Annotated in this window: 15 protein-coding genes and 1 pseudogene; 9 read left to right on the forward strand and 7 right to left on the reverse strand. The window is 60.9% G+C overall.

Going from position 1 to position 16,198, the window contains the following annotated elements:
- Positions 1–6 precede the first annotated feature (6 nt).
- Positions 7–1,326, reverse strand: coding sequence for a Na+/H+ antiporter family protein (locus HX805_RS07875; protein ID WP_161635727.1), 1,320 nt, complete (start codon positions 1,324–1,326; stop codon positions 7–9).
- 1,517 nt (positions 1,327–2,843) lie between these two features.
- Between HX805_RS07875 and HX805_RS32565 the strand changes: the two are divergent.
- Positions 2,844–2,990 (forward strand): annotated as a pseudogene (locus HX805_RS32565) (HAMP domain-containing protein); the annotation flags it as partial.
- Positions 2,991–3,092: 102 nt separating this feature from the next.
- Positions 3,093–3,848, forward strand: coding sequence for a methyl-accepting chemotaxis protein (locus HX805_RS32570; protein WP_371132963.1), 756 nt, complete (start codon positions 3,093–3,095; stop codon positions 3,846–3,848).
- 89 nt (positions 3,849–3,937) lie between these two features.
- Here HX805_RS32570 and HX805_RS07885 read toward each other — a convergent pair whose 3' ends face one another.
- The 4 genes from HX805_RS07885 to HX805_RS07900 are packed head-to-tail and all read right to left on the reverse strand — an operon-like array spanning position 3,938 to position 6,550.
- Entirely contained in the window at positions 3,938–5,254 is a 1,317-nt protein-coding gene (locus HX805_RS07885) for a sensor histidine kinase (RefSeq protein WP_008432791.1), read from the reverse strand.
- Positions 5,251–5,919, reverse strand: a complete 669-nt coding sequence (locus HX805_RS07890) for a response regulator transcription factor (RefSeq protein ID WP_003219550.1) — start codon at positions 5,917–5,919, stop codon at positions 5,251–5,253. The genes HX805_RS07885 and HX805_RS07890 overlap by 4 nt, the downstream gene beginning before the upstream one ends.
- Complete coding sequence (locus HX805_RS07895; RefSeq protein WP_008432790.1) at positions 5,919–6,242, reverse strand: PepSY domain-containing protein; 324 nt, start codon at positions 6,240–6,242, stop codon at positions 5,919–5,921. Before HX805_RS07895 ends, HX805_RS07890 begins: the two co-directional genes overlap by 1 nt.
- Positions 6,242–6,550 carry a PepSY domain-containing protein gene (locus tag HX805_RS07900; protein ID WP_003219548.1) on the reverse strand — a complete coding sequence of 103 codons (309 nt, stop codon included), beginning with the start codon at positions 6,548–6,550 and terminating at the stop codon, positions 6,242–6,244. Before HX805_RS07900 ends, HX805_RS07895 begins: the two co-directional genes overlap by 1 nt.
- Positions 6,551–6,709: 159 nt before the next feature.
- On the opposite strand from HX805_RS07900, the gene HX805_RS07905 reads away from it, so the two are divergent.
- From HX805_RS07905 to codA, 7 genes are all read left to right on the forward strand, one after another.
- Positions 6,710–7,789 carry a hypothetical protein gene (locus HX805_RS07905; protein WP_003219547.1) on the forward strand — a complete coding sequence of 360 codons (1,080 nt, stop codon included), beginning with the start codon at positions 6,710–6,712 and terminating at the stop codon, positions 7,787–7,789.
- Between the two features lie 180 nt (positions 7,790–7,969).
- On the forward strand, positions 7,970–8,326 hold the full coding sequence (gene queD, locus HX805_RS07910) for a 6-carboxytetrahydropterin synthase QueD (protein WP_003190259.1): 357 nt from the start codon (positions 7,970–7,972) through the stop codon (positions 8,324–8,326).
- A gap of 89 nt (positions 8,327–8,415) precedes the next feature.
- Entirely contained in the window at positions 8,416–8,868 is a 453-nt protein-coding gene (locus HX805_RS07915) for a GNAT family N-acetyltransferase (protein ID WP_087693060.1), read from the forward strand.
- Between the two features lie 10 nt (positions 8,869–8,878).
- Entirely contained in the window at positions 8,879–9,502 is a 624-nt protein-coding gene (locus tag HX805_RS07920; RefSeq protein WP_008432778.1) for an NUDIX hydrolase, read from the forward strand.
- A gap of 201 nt (positions 9,503–9,703) precedes the next feature.
- A complete protein-coding gene (codB, locus tag HX805_RS07925; protein ID WP_003219542.1) occupies positions 9,704–10,972 on the forward strand; it encodes a cytosine permease in 1,269 nt (422 codons plus the stop codon).
- Positions 10,969–12,186, forward strand: a complete 1,218-nt coding sequence (locus HX805_RS07930; RefSeq protein ID WP_177029075.1) for a PucR family transcriptional regulator ligand-binding domain-containing protein — start codon at positions 10,969–10,971, stop codon at positions 12,184–12,186. Before codB ends, HX805_RS07930 begins: the two co-directional genes overlap by 4 nt.
- Before the next feature lie 27 nt (positions 12,187–12,213).
- Positions 12,214–13,449, forward strand: a complete 1,236-nt coding sequence (codA, locus tag HX805_RS07935) for a cytosine deaminase (protein ID WP_003219538.1) — start codon at positions 12,214–12,216, stop codon at positions 13,447–13,449.
- Positions 13,450–13,451: 2 nt separating this feature from the next.
- Here the strand turns inward: codA and HX805_RS07940 are convergent, their stop codons facing one another.
- Positions 13,452–15,602, reverse strand: a complete 2,151-nt coding sequence (locus HX805_RS07940; protein ID WP_177080924.1) for a lipase family protein — start codon at positions 15,600–15,602, stop codon at positions 13,452–13,454.
- Between the two features lie 48 nt (positions 15,603–15,650).
- On the reverse strand, positions 15,651–16,193 hold the full coding sequence (locus HX805_RS07945; protein ID WP_143495382.1) for a hypothetical protein: 543 nt from the start codon (positions 16,191–16,193) through the stop codon (positions 15,651–15,653).
- Positions 16,194–16,198: the final 5 nt, after the last annotated feature.

The following is a 16,198-nucleotide window of genomic DNA, read 5'->3' on the forward strand; positions in this document are numbered from 1 at the left end:
ATCCCGTCAGAGCGTCATCGCGGCAAACCAGCCAAACGCCAGCAGCGGAATGTTGTAGTGCAGGAAGGTTGGTACCACGGTGTCCCAGATATGGTGGTGCTGGCCATCGATGTTCAAACCGGAAGTCGGGCCGAGGGTGGAGTCCGACGCAGGCGAGCCGGCATCACCCAATGCCCCGGCCGTGCCGACGATGCACACGATCGCCAGCGGGCTGAAGCCCAGCTGCACGCACAGCGGCACAAAGATCGCCGCCAGGATCGGCACCGTGGAAAACGACGAGCCGATGCCCATGGTCACCAGCAAGCCCACCAGCAGCATCAGCAGCGCGCCCACACCGCGGCTATGGCCGATAAACGCCGCGGAGGCTTGCACGAGTGTCTGCACTTCACCGGTGGCCTTGAGCACTTCGGCAAAGCCTGACGAGGCGATCATGATGAAGCCGATCATCGCCATCATCTTCATGCCTTCGGTGAACAGGTCATCGGTGTCGCGCCAGCGCACGATGCCCGACACCGAAAAGATCAGGAACCCGGCCAGGGCGCCAATGATCATCGAGTCCAGCCACAGCTGGATAATGAACGCCGCCGCAATCGCCAGGCCGGCCACCAGCAGGGTCAGCGGGTTGTAGTGCACCGCCACCTGCTCGACTCGCTCGATCTTCTCCAGGTCGTACACACGCTTCTTGCGGTAGCTGACAAACACCGCCACCAGCAAACCGACCACCATGCCCAGCGCCGGTAGGCCCATGGCATGGGTGACATTGACCTGGCTGATGTCGACACCGCTCTTGGCCACGTTGGCCAGCAGGATCTGATTCAGGAAGATGTTGCCGAAGCCCACCGGCAGAAACATGTAGGGCGTGATCAGGCCGAAGGTCATGACGCAGGCGATGAGACGGCGGTCCAGCTGCAGTTTGGTCAGCACATATAAAAGCGGCGGTACCAGCAGCGGGATAAACGCGATGTGGATAGGCAGGATGTTCTGCGAGGCGATGGCCACCACCCAGAGCAGACCGATCAGCAGCCATTTGACGTGACTGCCGCCCGTGGCTTCCTGGCGATCCACCAGCAGCAGGGCTTTATCGGCCAGCGCATGGGCCAGGCCTGATTTGGCAATCGCCACGGCGAACGCGCCGAGCAGCGCGTAGGACAACGCCACCGTCGCACCGCCACCCAGGCCGCTGTTGAACGCCTTGAGCGTCGCGTCGATACCCAGGCCGCCGGTCAGGCCACCCACCAGGGCGCCGACAATGATCGCGATCACCACATGCACGCGGGACAAGCTGAGCACCAGCATGGTGCCGACCGCGGCGATTACTGCATTAATCATCGTTACCTCAAGACAGAAAACATGAAAAAAGCACGCACCTGCCCGGGCTGCTGTCGGGAACGGCTGCCGCAAACCAGGTTTTAAGGGAGTTTTATTAGAGGGCGCGCACTTTGCAGCACCCGGCCTGCCTTGTCAAAAAAGTGGGGAGAAGGTTTGTCAGTGGTTAGGGGATTTGTCTGTGGCGAGGGGGCTTGTCCCCCGTTGGAGTGCGCAGCGCTCCCGCTTTTCTTGGGGCCGCTAAGCAGCCCAACGGGGGACAAGCCCCCTCGCCACACAAACAGGTTTAAATTGATCGTTTGAATAAAGAAAATTTCCGAGCGGCCGATACAGGCAGATCGTCTCTGTCGTATCGAAAGGTTAAGGAAGGCTCCATGTCGCTCAGACAGCTGTCCATTCAATGGAAAATTACCCTGCTGGCCGGTCTTTGCCTGCTGGGCATCGTGACCTTGCTGGTAGGTCTCTCGCTGTACCGCATGGCGCAGAGCTCCGACCTGGTCAAGGCTTCCAGTATGGAAATGCTCGACGAAGCCGCCCAGGCACGCATCGAAGCCCAGGGTGAGGTCCAGGCCTTGGGCATTCGCCAGCAGTTCATGGACGCCTATCAATACGGCCACGGTTTTTCCCGGCAGGTGTTGTTCCTGCGCGAACAGGCCGAGAAACGCTTCCTGGATGCCTTCGACCTGCGCGAAGACCTGACCCGCCAGGTCAAGGCTGCGCTGCAGGCCAACCCTGACCTGCTGGGCCTGTCCCTGGTATTCGAGGCCAACGCACTGGATGGCAAGGACGAACTGTTCGCCAACCAGCAAGAGCTGGGCAGCAACGACAAGGGCCGCTTTGCGCTGTACTGGTCCCAGCCGACTGCGGGCAAGCTGACTTCAATGTCGCTGCCCGAAAGCGACATGTCCGACACCAGCGTCGGACCCAGCGGCGAAAAAGCCAACGCCTGGTTCACCTGCCCGCGCACCACACTCAAGCCCTGCGTGATCGAGCCGTACTTCTATGTGATCGATGGGCAAAAGGTGCTGATGACCAGCATCGTCTTCCCGCTGATGGTCAACGGCAAAGTCATCGCCTCGCTGTCGGTGGACATCAACCTCAACAGCCTGCAAGCCGTCAGCCAGGGCGCCAGCCAGAAACTCTATGACGGCCAGACCAGCGTCAGCATCATCAGCCCGGTGGGCCTGCTGGCCGGCTACAGTCCGGACGCCGGCAAACTCAGCCAGCGCCTGGATGCCGTCGACACCGCCAACGGCGCGCAATTGATCAGTTCGCTTTCCACCAGCACCCAGACCCGCAGCGTGCGCACCGACCACCAACTCAAGGTGCTCGCGCCGTTCCAGCCGATCCCCGATGGCAAGCCGTGGGGCGTGTTGCTGGATGTTCCGGAAAAAGTCCTGGTGGCTCCGGCTGAAGCCCTGAAGTCCAAACTGGACGCCGATAACGCCAAGGGCACCCTGCTGGAACTGAGCCTGGGCCTGCTGGCAGCAATCGTCGGCCTGTTGCTGGTGTGGCTGATGGCCCGCAGCGTGACCCGGCCGATCCTCGGTGTGGCGCGCATGCTGGAAGACATTGCCAGTGGCGAAGGTGACCTGACCCGCCGCCTGGCCTACGACAAACACGACGAACTCGGCGAATTGGCCGGCTGGTTCAACCGCTTCCTCGACAAGCTGCAGCCGATCATTGCCCAGGTCAAACGCTCAGTGCAGGACGCCCGTGGCACCGCCGACCAGTCGGCCGCCATCGCCACTGAAACCAGTGCCGGCATGGAGCAGCAATACCGTCAGGTCGACCAGGTGGCCACCGCCTCCCACGAGATGAGCGCCACCGCCCAGGACGTCGCCCGCAGTGCCGCGCAAGCCGCCCAGGCTGCCCGCGATGCCGATCAGGCGACGCGTGAAGGTTTGACCGTGATCGACCGCACCACCACCAGCATCGGCCACCTGGCGGCGGATATGAGCACCGCGATGACCCAGGTTGAAGGACTGGCGGCCAACAGCGAGAAGATCGGTTCGGTACTGGAAGTGATTCGTGCAATCGCCGAGCAGACCAACCTGCTGGCACTGAACGCCGCTATCGAGGCCGCCCGTGCGGGTGAAGCCGGTCGCGGTTTTGCAGTGGTCGCCGATGAAGTGCGCAACCTGGCGCGACGTACCCAGGAGTCGGTGGAAGAAACCCGCCTGGTGATCGAGCAACTGCAAAGCGGTACCCAGGAAGTGGTCGGTTCCATGAGCAACAGCCATCGCCAGGCCCAGGGCAGCGTCGAACAAGTGGGCCAGGCCGTGACCGCCTTGCGCCAGATCGGCGATGCGGTAACGGTAATCAGCGACATGAACCTGCAGATCGCCAGCGCCGCCGAAGAGCAAAGTGCGGTGGCCGAGGAGATCAACAACAACGTGGCGACGATTCGGGATGTGACGGAGTCGTTGTCCGAACAGGCGAATGAATCGGCGCGGGTCAGCCAGGCGTTGAACAGCCTGGCGAATCAGCAGCAGGGCCTGATGGATCAGTTCAGGGTTTGATGAGTTGCGGGATACTCCGGCAATCAGCCCGAGTATCCCGTAGCAGCTGTCGAGCCTTGGCGAGGCTCGACAGCTGCTACGGTTTGTTTTCAATGGCGGCGTGGCAGGTCGATGATGACCTTTAACCCGCCCAGCTCGCTCTCCTGCAACAGAAGCACCCCGCCCCACACCTCGACAATATCCCGCACGATCCCCAGCCCCAGACCATGCCCGTCAGTCTGCTCATCCAACCGCGTGCCTCGGCTGAACACCTGATCACGCTGGCTCTCGGGAATCCCCGGCCCGTCATCTTCGACAGCCAACCGAAAGCCTTCCGGGGTTTCGCCGATGCTCAACACAATCTCCGCATCCGCCCATTTGCACGCGTTGTCCAGCAGGTTGCCCAACAGTTCCAGCAGGTCTTCGCGGTCCCACGGCAATTGCAAACCGGGCGGCACGCGGTAACTCAAATCCAGGTGTTCGCCATGGATCATGTTCAGGGTCGCGAGCAACCCCGGTAATTCGCCGTCGCAATCGAACAAGGCACCCGGCAGTGTCTCTCCGGCCAGGCGGGCACGATTGAGTTCACGATTAAGCCGTTGCTGCACCTGCTCCAACTGTTCCCGCAGCAGCTTGCTCAGTTGCGGATGGTCCTTGAGCTGTTCGCTGGATGCCACGCTCAGCAACACCGCCAACGGGGTTTTCAAGGCATGGCCGAGATTGCCCAGGGCATTGCGCGAGCGCTTGAGGCTGTCTTCGGTGTGGGCCAGCAGATGGTTGATCTGCGCCACCAGCGGCTCCAGTTCCACCGGCACCTGGGTGTCCAGTTGCGAGCGCTGGCCCTGCTGCAGTTGGGCGATCTGGTTGCGCGCGGTCTCCAGCGGGCGCAAGGCGCGGCGCACGGTGACCCGTTGCAGAATCAGGATCAGCAACAGCGCCGCCAGCCCCAGCACCAGGCCGATCTGGCGCATCAGCCGAAAGCTTTCTCTGACGGGTGTGTAGTCCTGGGCCACGCTGATGGAAATCGACTGGCCAAACCGTTTGTAGTCCGAACGCAGTACCAGCAACTGCTGGCCTTCCGGCCCCAACTGCAGGTTGCCCTTCAGCCCGGCGTGGGGCAACTGCGGCAGTTCCTGGTCCCACAGCGAGCGGGAACGCCAATGGGTATCGGCAAAATCGATACGGAAATAGTGCCCGGAAAACGGACGCTGGTACGCAGGAGACAACCGCTGCTCATCCAGTTGCACACCCGCCGGCCCGCGCACCAGCGCCACCAGCAGGTTCTCGCTGTCGTTGCGCAAGCCGGACTCCAGGTAACGTTGCAGGCCCATTTCGAACAGCCACAGGCTGGTCTGCGCCAGCACCAGGCCGACGATCACCATCACACTGATCAGCCCCAGGCTCAGGCGCCGCTGGATCGACTTCATGCCGGGCTGGCACCAAACCGGTAACCCTGGCCGCGCCGGGTCTCGATCACGCTGCGGCCCAATTTGCGGCGCAGGTGGTTGACGTGGACCTCCAACACATTGGAGTCACGCTCGGTCTCGCCATCGTACAAATGTTCGGCCAGGTGACTTTTTGAAAGGATTTGCTCGGGGTGCAGCATGAAGTAACGCAGCAGCCGAAACTCGGCCGCGGTCAGCTGGATCTCCTCGCCATCACGCATCACACACTGGCGACCCTCATCCAGGTGCAAGCCGGCAGCCTGCAAGGTGGGCTGATTGGCGTGGCCATGGGAACGACGCAGCAAGGCCTGGATACGCAGGTGCAGCTCTTCGGGATGGAACGGTTTGCTGAGGTAGTCGTCGGCCCCGGCCTTGAGCCCTTCGATGCGCTCGGCCCAGGAGTCGCGGGCAGTGAGGATCAGCACCGGCGTGGCCAGGCCGGCGGCACGCCATTGCGTCAACACCTCAAGCCCGGGCAAACCCGGCAGGCCGAGGTCAAGGATGATCAAGTCGTAGGGTTCGCTGCGCCCCTGGTACACCGCATCGCGCCCATCCGCCAACCAGTCGACGGCATAGCCCTGGCGATTGAGCCCGGCCATCAACTCATCGGCCAGGGGTACGTGGTCTTCCACCAGCAGCAGGCGCATCAGTCGTCTTCCTTGTCTTTGAGCAGTTGACCGGTGTTGGCATCGAGTTCGATCTCGCGCACTACGCCTTCCACCGTCAATAGTTCGATTTCATAGATATAGCGCACAGGGCGATCCTTGTGCTCTTCAAGCTCGGCGTCCAGCAGCTTGGCGCCAGGGTAGCGCTCGAAAGCCGGGCCCAGCAGATGCTCAAGCGGCGCGATCACACCCTCCTGGCGCAGGCGAAGCGCCTCGTCCTGGCCCAGGTCACGAGCGGCCAGGCCTGAGCAAAATGCCAGGAGCACCAGCGCCACTTGAACGCTGGTGCGTAGATTTACCTTCATTACGTATCCTGATGATCCTTGAGGACGGCGCCGGTGACGGCGTCCAATTCCAGGTCCCACTCGACGCCCTGGGCGTCGCGCAGTTCAACCTGATAAAGGTACTTGCCGTATTCCTCTTCAAGCTCGGTTTCATGCACGGTGGCGCCGGGATGTTTGGCCAACGCCGTGGCGTTGAGCTTCTCGAAAGACACAATGGTACCAGCGTCGCGCAACTTCAGTGCTTCGTCCGGCCCCAGGTCGCGAGCCTGGGCGACGCCTGCGGTGAGGGCGATGATACTGCTGGCGATCAAGGCTGTGAGGGTTTTCATGGTGAGTCTCCGTTTCGGGATATTTTGCCTACGGGGCTCACGGTACTGGATCCAACTTAACTGAAACTGAATTGCCACCATGGCAATTCTCTGCGAGACCTTTGCCTGCAACCGGGCAAGATTTTCTATACTGCCCTGCTCGCGGTAAATGAGACCGGTATGACTGCTATCCATATGAAGTTCCCCGCCTTGACCCTCAAGGCCGGTAAACGCGCTTTTGCACGCATTCGTGAGCAGGGGCTTGCGCCTGCGGACGTCGGCATCCTTCCCGGCGCTGCCGGCGGGCCCAAGGCGCTGGGCATCCAGGGTCTGGACCTGGCGCTGTTTGGTGACTGGCTGCCCCGGGCGCCCCGCGAGCGTGCGCTGATCGGCGCCTCGATAGGCTCCTGGCGGTTTGCCAGTGCGTGCCTGCCCGACCCGGTGCAAGGCCTGCTCGACCTGGGCCGGCTGTACAACGCACAAAGCTTTGCCAAAGGCGTGACCATGGCCGAAGTCAGCCAGAGCTGCGTGCGCATGCTCGATGACTTGCTGGCCGGCCGCGATGCCCGCGTGCTCGACAACCCGCACTACCGGCTGAACATCATGGTGGTCAAAAGCCATGGCCTGCTCGCCGACGATCATCGCGGTCGGCTTGGTTTGGGGTTGTCCTCGGTGATCGCCGACAACCTGAGGGGCCGCGCGCGGTTGTCCCGGCACTTCGAACGGCTGATCGTCCACGATCCACGCCAGGCGCCACCGCTGCATGCGCTCAAGGATTTCCCGTCGCGCTTCCTTGATCTGGAACTGGGCAACCTGCGCCAGGCCTTGCTGGCGTCGGGCTCGATCCCCATGGTGATGCAAGGCGTACGCGACCTGCCGGGTGCAGGCCAAGGCACTTACCGCGATGGCGGCCTGCTGGACTATCACCTCGACCTGCCCTACCACGGCGATGATATCGTGCTGTACCCGCACTTCACCGACCGGGTCATTCCCGGCTGGTTCGACAAAGGCTTGCCGTGGCGCCGCGCCAATCAACAGGGTTTGCAGGATGTCCTGCTGCTGGCGCCGTCGAAGGAATACCTGGCCCGCCTGCCCCACGGCAAACTGCCGGACCGCAGTGACTTCAAGCGCTTCATGGGGGATGACCCGGGCCGCAACAAGTACTGGCAAACCGCAATGAGCGAAAGCCAGCGGCTGGGGGATGAGTTTCTGCAACTGGCCGACAATGGCCAATTGGGCGAACGCCTGCTGGCTCTCTAGCGCCCTCTCCGTAGCAGCTGTCGAGCCCAAGCGAGGCTGCGTCGGCAGCACCTCGGTTTGTCAGACAAATCGCAAACGCAGCCTCGCCATGGCTCGACAGCTGCTACGCGGTATGCGCGCGGCCGCGACAAACTGTTAAACTCGCCGCCTGCCAGACACCTCACCGAGCTGAAAAACCCTGTGGAAATTTTCAAAGAGTTTACCTTCGAGTCCGCCCACCGCCTGCCCCACGTTCCGGAAGGCCACAAATGCGGGCGCCTGCATGGCCATTCGTTCAAGGTGGCGATCCACCTCAGCGGCGACCTCGACCCGCACACCGGCTGGATCCGTGACTTCTCGGAGATCAAGGCGATTTTCAAGCCGCTCTACGAACGCCTCGACCACAACTACCTCAACGACATCCCGGGCCTCGAAAACCCCACCAGCGAAGTGCTGGCCAAGTGGATCTGGAATGAACTGAAACCGCTGTTGCCGGAACTCAGCGCGATTCGCATCCATGAGACCTGCACCAGCGGCTGCATCTATCGCGGCGAATAAGCCGGCGATGTAAAAAACCACCCTTGCGGTGGTTTTTTTATGCCGTTGACTCCCTTACAGTCGTGGCCTCTTGTACAGGAAGCGCTGCGATGCCAACCCATATCCGCCCCGCTACCGGCGACGATATCGCCGCTATTGAAGCGATCGTCCACGCCGCCTACTCCCCTTACATCCAGCGAATCGGGCGCAAGCCAGGGCCGATGCTGGATGACTATCGCCAGCAGGTCGCTGCCGAACGAGTGCATGTGCTGGAGAGTGCGGGCCAGGTCCACGGCTTTGTCGTACTGATTCATCACGATGAGTACCTGCTGCTGGATAACCTGGCCGTCGACCCCGGTGCCCAGGGCTTGGGTTACGGGCGCCTGTTGCTGGGCTTCGCGGAAGGCCAGGCCAGGCATGGCTCCATCCGTCTCTACACCAATGAAGCGATGACCGAAAATATCGCGCTGTACACCCGCAAAGGCTATGTGGAAACCCACCGGGCCGAGGAAAACGGCTTGCGTCGGGTCTACATGCAAAAAGACCTCACTGCCTCGCACTGAAGGAGCTCCCATGGAAAACACCTGGCTGGCCCAGGCCAAGCGCCTGCAAGCATTGGCCTCCACAGGGCTGCACTTCTGCACCGATGACTTCGAGCGCGAGCGCCTCGAGGAAATCGCCCAGATTGCCCACAGCATGCTGGCGCAATTGGGCGAAGTACCGCTGGAGCGCATCACCGGGCTGGTGCCGGATTTTGCCAAACGTTATTCGACGCCCATGATTGATGTGCGGGGCGCAGTGATTGACGGTGACCGGATCCTGTTGGTCCGCGAGCTCACGGATGGCTGCTGGGCATTGCCCGGCGGTTATGCGGATATTGGTTTGTCGGCGGCTGAAAACATCGTCAAGGAAATTCGCGAAGAGGCCGGGCTGACGGTCACGGCCAAGGCGCTGTACAGCGTCACCCACAAGGCCAAAGGCTTGTACCGGCCGGATATCCGGGACTTCTACAAACTCTACTTTCTGTGCGAACGGGTTGATCAACTGGCGCCGGCGGCCGGTTTCGAAACCACCGAAGTTGGCTTCTTCAGCCTGGACGATCTGCCGCCGCTGTCCCGTGGCCGCACCATTGAAAGCGACCTTGAGGCCGCTTTTGCCTTTCATCGCGGGCAGACCACTCACACCCTGTTCGATTGAATCACGGGTGATCCAATTTGTATCACCCTGCACCGCTTTCGCGCCTGAGTGGGCAGAAAGACCAATCCCGCCTGCGTGTTTCCCCTGTTTGGCTATAAATACTGTGCAACCTGCACAGTCCTGACCGTGCGCCCGTCACTGCCTCGCACTTGGCACGACGGGTGCAATAGGCCTGCGTCACTCATTCAGGGAGAACGGCACATGACGCAGAACGAACCGGGCAATGACTACCCTCTCAGCGAGGTGCCCATGCATGCCCGCAAAGGCCTGGCCTCCACCGCCATGGTGCTGCTGGGCTTTACCTTTTTTACCGCGACCATGTTCGCCGGCGGCAAGCTGGGGGTGGCCTTCAGCTTTACCCAGATGCTCGGCGTCGTGGCCCTGGGTAACCTGCTGTTGGGTATCTACGCCGCAGGCCTGGGTTACATCGCGTTCAAGAGCGGTTTGAACTCGGTGCTGATGGGGCGCTTCTGCTTCGGTGAAGTGGGCAGCAAACTCAGCGACTTGATTCTCGGTTTTACCCAGATCGGCTGGTACGCCTGGGGCACCGCCACCGCAGCCGTAGTACTGGGCAAGTATTTCGAGTTGAGCCAGGGCAGCGTACTCGGGCTGATGGTGCTGTTTGGCATGGTGTTCTGCGCGACGGCCTACGTGGGCTATCGCGGGTTGGAGATTCTGTCCTACATCGCCGTGCCGGCCATGGGTATTTTGTTGTTTCTGTCGATGTGGGTCGCCACCGTCAAGGTCGGCGGGCTCGATGGACTGCTGGCGGTGGTGCCGACCGGTGAGCTGGACATGTCCACGGCTATCACGCTGGTGTTCGGCACCTTTGTCAGCGGCGCGACCCAGGCTACCAACTGGACGAGGTTCTCACGCTCGGCCAGGGTCGCGGTGCTGGCCAGCCTGATCGGCTTCTTTATCGGCAACGGCTTGATGGTGTTGATCGGTGCCTATGGCGCCATCGTCTACCAGCAGCCCGACGTGGTCGAAGTGTTGCTGCTGCAAGGCTTCGCCATGGCGGCCATGGCGATGCTGTTGCTGAATATCTGGAGCACCCAGGACAACACCATCTACAACTTCGCCGTCGCCGGCTGCAACCTGCTGCGCACCAAGCGCCGTAAAACGGTGACCCTGGCCGGTGCGGTAATCGGCACCCTGCTGGCGTTGCTGGGCATGTACGACATGCTGGTGCCCTACCTGATCCTGCTGGGCACGGTGATCCCACCGATTGGCGGGGTGATCATGGCGGATTTCTTCTATCGCTACCGCGGCCACTATCCGCGCCTGGCCGATACACGCCTGCCGGCCTTCAACTGGCCAGGGCTGATCGCCTATGCCGTGGGTACGGTGCTGGCCTTTCATTCACCCTGGGTGGCGCCATTGGTGGGGATCGTGGCGGCGTCCCTGACCTACATCGTGCTGACCAGCGTATTGCGGGTGCGGGCACCTTTGGCTGACGTCCAGGCATGAGCCTGACAGTCGCCGATGTGCTGGCCTTGCCCGGCCTTGAATCGATGTGCCTGCGGGCCGGGGAAGCCGGCCTGGAGAACACGGTGCGCTGGCCCTATGTCGCAGAAAACAGCGGCATTGCCGAATGGGTGCTGGGGGGCGAACTGGTGTTCGTCACCGGTATCAATCACCCACGGGACGAGGCCAATCTGTTGGTGCTGCTGGACGAAGCCTGTCAGCGCCAGGTCGCCGGCCTGGTGATCCTCACGGGGCCGGACTATATCCAGGCGATTCCCCAGCGTTTGCTGGAAGCGGCGCAAGCGGCGGGCATGCCGCTGATCGAACAGCCTTACTCGTTGAAGATGGTACTGGTGACCCAGGCCATCGGTTCGGCGTTGATCCAGTCGCAGCAGTTGGGGCGCTCGCGACACGATGTGCTGGAGCGCCTGCTGGCCGGTGATTACCAATCCCTGGATTTGCTGCTGCACCGCGCTGCGCAGTTGGACATGCCGCTGGCCGGCCATTGGCAACTCGTCCAGTTGCAACTGGACGGCAGCGACGCGCTGTTTGCCCAGGGTGAGGCGCCAGTGGTCGAGGCGCAGCTTGCCCGACAACACGATGCGATTACCCGCCGTCTGCGCCAGTTTGCTGCGCAGCATCCGTCGCGCCTGCCCGTGCTGGGGCGTGCCGGACAATGGACGTTGCTGCTGCCTGCGATAGACGCGGGTGCGGCATTGGCCAACCGTCAGTTGTTGGCGGGTTGGTTGAAGGCACTGAATCTGCGCCTGGCACCGTTGAAACTGTTTATCGGCCTGAGTGCTGCCGCGCACCCACCCGCGCGCCTGGCCCAGGCCCTGGATGAGGCGCGCCAGGCATTGGCCGCTGCGCGACGGTTCAGTGAACGCGCCGGGCTGTGTGTCTACGATGAGTTGGGCGTACTCAAGCTGCTCAGTGGCGTACGTGATCGCGCCCTGCTCGATCAGTTCCTCAACGAACGCCTGGGGCCGCTGCTGCGCCACGACCTGCACCATGGCCCAAGCCTGATGCCGACCCTGGAGGCCTGGTTCCACGAGAATGGTAACCTTGTGGCCGCAGCCCAACGGCTGGCGGTTCACCGCAACACCCTGACGCACCGCGTCCAGCGTATCGAAGCCCTGTGCGGGCTGACGCTGGACAATGCTTATGACCGCCTGGACATCGGCATCGCGCTGATGATCTGGCGGCTGTCTGCCTGACTGTTTTTTGCCAAGAGGAACTTGCCCATGCACATCATCAACGCCCGCCTGCGCAACCGTGAAGGCCTGCATGATCTGCACCTGGAACACGGCCGGATCGCCAGCATCACCCAACAAGGCGCGGCCCCCCTGGCAGGCCCCGACGACCTGGACGCCGCCGGCAACCTGGTGGTCCCGCCTTTCGTCGAGCCGCACATTCACCTCGATGCCACCCTGACCGCCGGCGAGCCGCGCTGGAACATGAGCGGCACCCTGTTTGAAGGCATCGAGTGCTGGGGCGAGCGCAAGGCCACCATCACCCTGGAAGACACCAAGACCCGCTCCAAAAAAACCATCCAGACCCTGGCCGCCCATGGCATCCAGCATGTGCGCACCCATGTCGACGTCACCGACCCGGACCTCACCGCGCTCAAGGCCATGCTTGAAGTACGCGAGGAAAGCGGCCACCTGATCGACCTGCAAATCGTCGCGTTCCCCCAGGAAGGCATCGAGTCGTACCGCAATGGCCGCGAGCTGATGGAAGAGGCCATTCGCCTGGGCGCCGACGTGATCGGCGGCATCCCGCACTTTGAATACACCCGTGACCAAGGGGTGAGTTCGGTGAAGTTCCTGATGGACCTGGCCGAACGCACCGGTTGCCTGGTCGATGTGCATTGCGACGAAACCGACGACCCACACTCGCGCTTTCTTGAAGTGCTGGCCGAAGAGGCCCGCAGCCGTGACATGGGCGCCCGCGTGACCGCCAGCCACACCACGGCCATGGGCTCCTACGACAATGCTTACTGCGCCAAACTCTTCCGCCTGCTGGGGCATTCGGGCATCAGCTTTGTCTCCTGCCCTACCGAAAGCATCCACTTGCAGGGCCGCTTCGACACCTTCCCCAAACGCCGCGGCGTGACCCGGGTCAACGAACTGCTGGAGGCTGGCATGAACGTCTGCTTCGGCCAGGACTCCATCGTCGACCCTTGGTATCCCTTGGGTAACGGCAACATTTTGCGGGTGCTGGAAGCCGGGTTGCATATCTGCCACATGCTTGGCTACCGCAACCTGCAAAGTGCTCTCGACCTGGTCACCGACAACAGCGCCCGGGCGATGGCCCTGGGGGATCGTTATGGCCTGGAACCGGGACGCCCGGCGAACCTGTTGATCCTGTCTGCAGACAGCGACTATGAAGTGATTCGCAGCCAGGGCTTGCCGTTGTATTCGATTCGAGCGGGCAAAGTGTTGATGAAACGCCGGCCGGCGCAGGTGGAGTTTTTGTAGGCTCATACGATTGAATCTATATCGAGGGTTTGTGGCTTTCCCCAGCCATCATCCGATTGTGGCGGGATGCTCGCCACTTGGGTGAGTACGCGGTTTTGCGGGTGAGCGAACCAGCGTTTCAGGCTGGATTGCAGGGTTGGGGATGAAGCGTGGCTGCCGTAGACGTCGCGGGCCTGGAGGCGGCGCCAGCGGAGGGTTGCCAGGCGGTCGCGACTACTTTGCAGACGATCAGCTTCGATGCTCAAGGCCTGGATATCTTCATAACCACGCTGATTGGTCGGTCGATAGCGGTCCAGTTCTCGTTTTTTCTCCCGCAGTTGTTGCCGCATGCTGATCAGCGCTTTTTCGATCAGCTCAAATTCACTCGCAGTCATCAGTGTTCCGTCGGCGTCCACGGTTTGCTGCCAACGGCGTAACGTCGCCCAGGCTGCCGGGATGTAGCTTGCGGTCATAAAGTGCTGCTTGTATTGGACTAGCTGCTTGATCAGGTTGGCCCGGTCCGGCATATCACCGCTGAGTTGAATCGCGCGATTGCATGCAGCTTCTTCGATCGACTCACACCCGGGGTTCCACAATATTGAAGACTGTGTGCCGTCGGGCAAGGCAATCGGCATGAAATGCTGCTGGGAGCCGTGATGCTGATAGGCGTTCCCGCCCACCCGCACCAACCCAAGTGCGAACAGCAGGCCAGCAGGTGCAGGATTGCTGAACAGGGTAACAAGCCCGGGAATCCAGAGTTTGGCAGTTGTGTTCATCCAGGGTGCCGGGACGCTGGGTACCGGGTCGTTATGATTGACGATGCGGTGATGCACCAAAGATGAAGCACCGTCAGTGAACTCAGAGTCGGCAGCGCGGGGAGCGCCATAGGTGTAAAGAAGGATGTTGCGGTCGTAACCTGGAATTCGCCTAAGAGACTCTGCCAGCAGCAGTGCTATGGCGCCGCCGAGACTATGGCCACAAATTATGATGCGCTGGCCTATGTAGAACCGGTCGAGGTAATGCAGCGCAAAATCACGCATCGCCCGATACGCGCCATAAAAGCCCTCATGAACCTTACCAACACCCTCGACAAAAGCGACCTGGTGAGCATTGGCATCCCTCAGCCCATCGGAACGGCTTGCAGTGCCCCGCACTGCGATCAGGATCACATGGTCGTGATGGCTGATAAACGCCTGAGTATCAGTGCCATTCTCCTCGTCATCAAAAAAATGCAGCTTCGCTGGGTGGGTCGGGGACTCTCCTTGCCCCGATCGATTTTGCTCATACAACTCAGGATCAAAAGGCAACACCTCGAATCGTTGCGAGTACGGCACGTCTTCATACACGGGATAAAAGTGTTCCACCTGGTCGGAATCGAACTTCCAAGCCTCCTGATAGCCCGACAGTTGTTCGGAAAAAAAATTGCCCACACTAGGCTCTATGGGAAAGCTGACCTGGTCCATCGGCGGAGTCGACGGTTCCTGCCCAAAATCGCAATAACTCAAGGTGGCCATAAGCGCCAACTGATAAAGGTTCAAGGCACAGAACTGGTCTTCAATCGACAACAACGGGCGTAACGCACGCAGCGGCCTTACCTCCAGCACAGTGTGCAGGTCAGGAAATAAAACCAGCCCTGTCAGCTTGGGCTGAGGGGGGCCAAACCCAAGTTCAGCCAGCATGCGGAGCGCATGCCGCGGTGGTCGATGGGTTCTGGGCGCCAAGGGAGGCAAATGAGCAGTGTGCAAGACCAAGTCACTGACCTCGACTTGATAGAATTTGCCTGTTTCCCGCCCTGCCGGGTTTCGCTCGACGCGCTCCCCGTCTACACGTGAAAACCGCGTCTGTTCGGCTCGTACCTGAAGCTCGGTGATAGGCAGTGGATAACAACCACGCGTTTGCAACGTTGCGTAGTAATCCCCGCTCATTTCATATGGCGCATCGAAGATCAGAACCACAGGCCCTCGATATGGGTTGTCCAACTTTGCGAAACCGTTTCCATCCAAACGACCTGCATATTGTTGACCTGTGCTGTCAAAAACCTTGTACGCAAGACCCCCATAAGCGTTTCCGTCACCTGATTCGTCCACAAGACAAAAACTCAGCCAACATCCACGCACTGCACAAGCCGGCATTTTCCCGCTGAAAAAGGGTTGTTTCCATTCTGTAAGCGCCATCGCTGAATATCCTTATTCAGTAAAAGTTAAAGATAAGTACGCTCCCCATCAGATTTCCCCAAACACGAGCCTCACCGTTTTGCCGTTCAACTCATCACGCTGCACACGACCACCCGTTGCTGTCGTTGGCGGCAGTCCTCTTGCATCCACCAGGTTGCATTGAAATACGTTATCAGTCGCCTGCGTTGGCCCTGCCGGCCTGAGTAACCACTGACAGGCCCCCGGCACCTCCAAGGTACCTGGCCCCGGCATTCGAGACATATGGGGTTCAACCCAATCATGCACACCGATAAACGCAAAATCCCCCCCACTGTCCGACAAGTGCTCAGCCGACTTCGCATAGACATCAAACGTCATGTAACGCAGCACTAACGGACACCCGTTCACCGTCTCCGTCAGAGGCAACTCGAAGCTCGCCCGATTCGCCACCGACTTCTCAAGAGCGTCGAATATCTTGATCTCTGGCAGATCACCTGGACGCCATCGTAAAGTGCAAGTCTCACCTGTTCCGGGGACGTAAGTTGCATCGCCTCTGAGTCTGTAATTCGCCGGCAAATCGACCTCCAAAGTGAAACTATCAGCAGGCTTCATCACAC

The sequence above is a fragment of the Pseudomonas sp. G5001 genome (assembly GCF_013385475.1).
Classification (GTDB): Bacteria; Pseudomonadota; Gammaproteobacteria; order Pseudomonadales; family Pseudomonadaceae; genus Aquipseudomonas.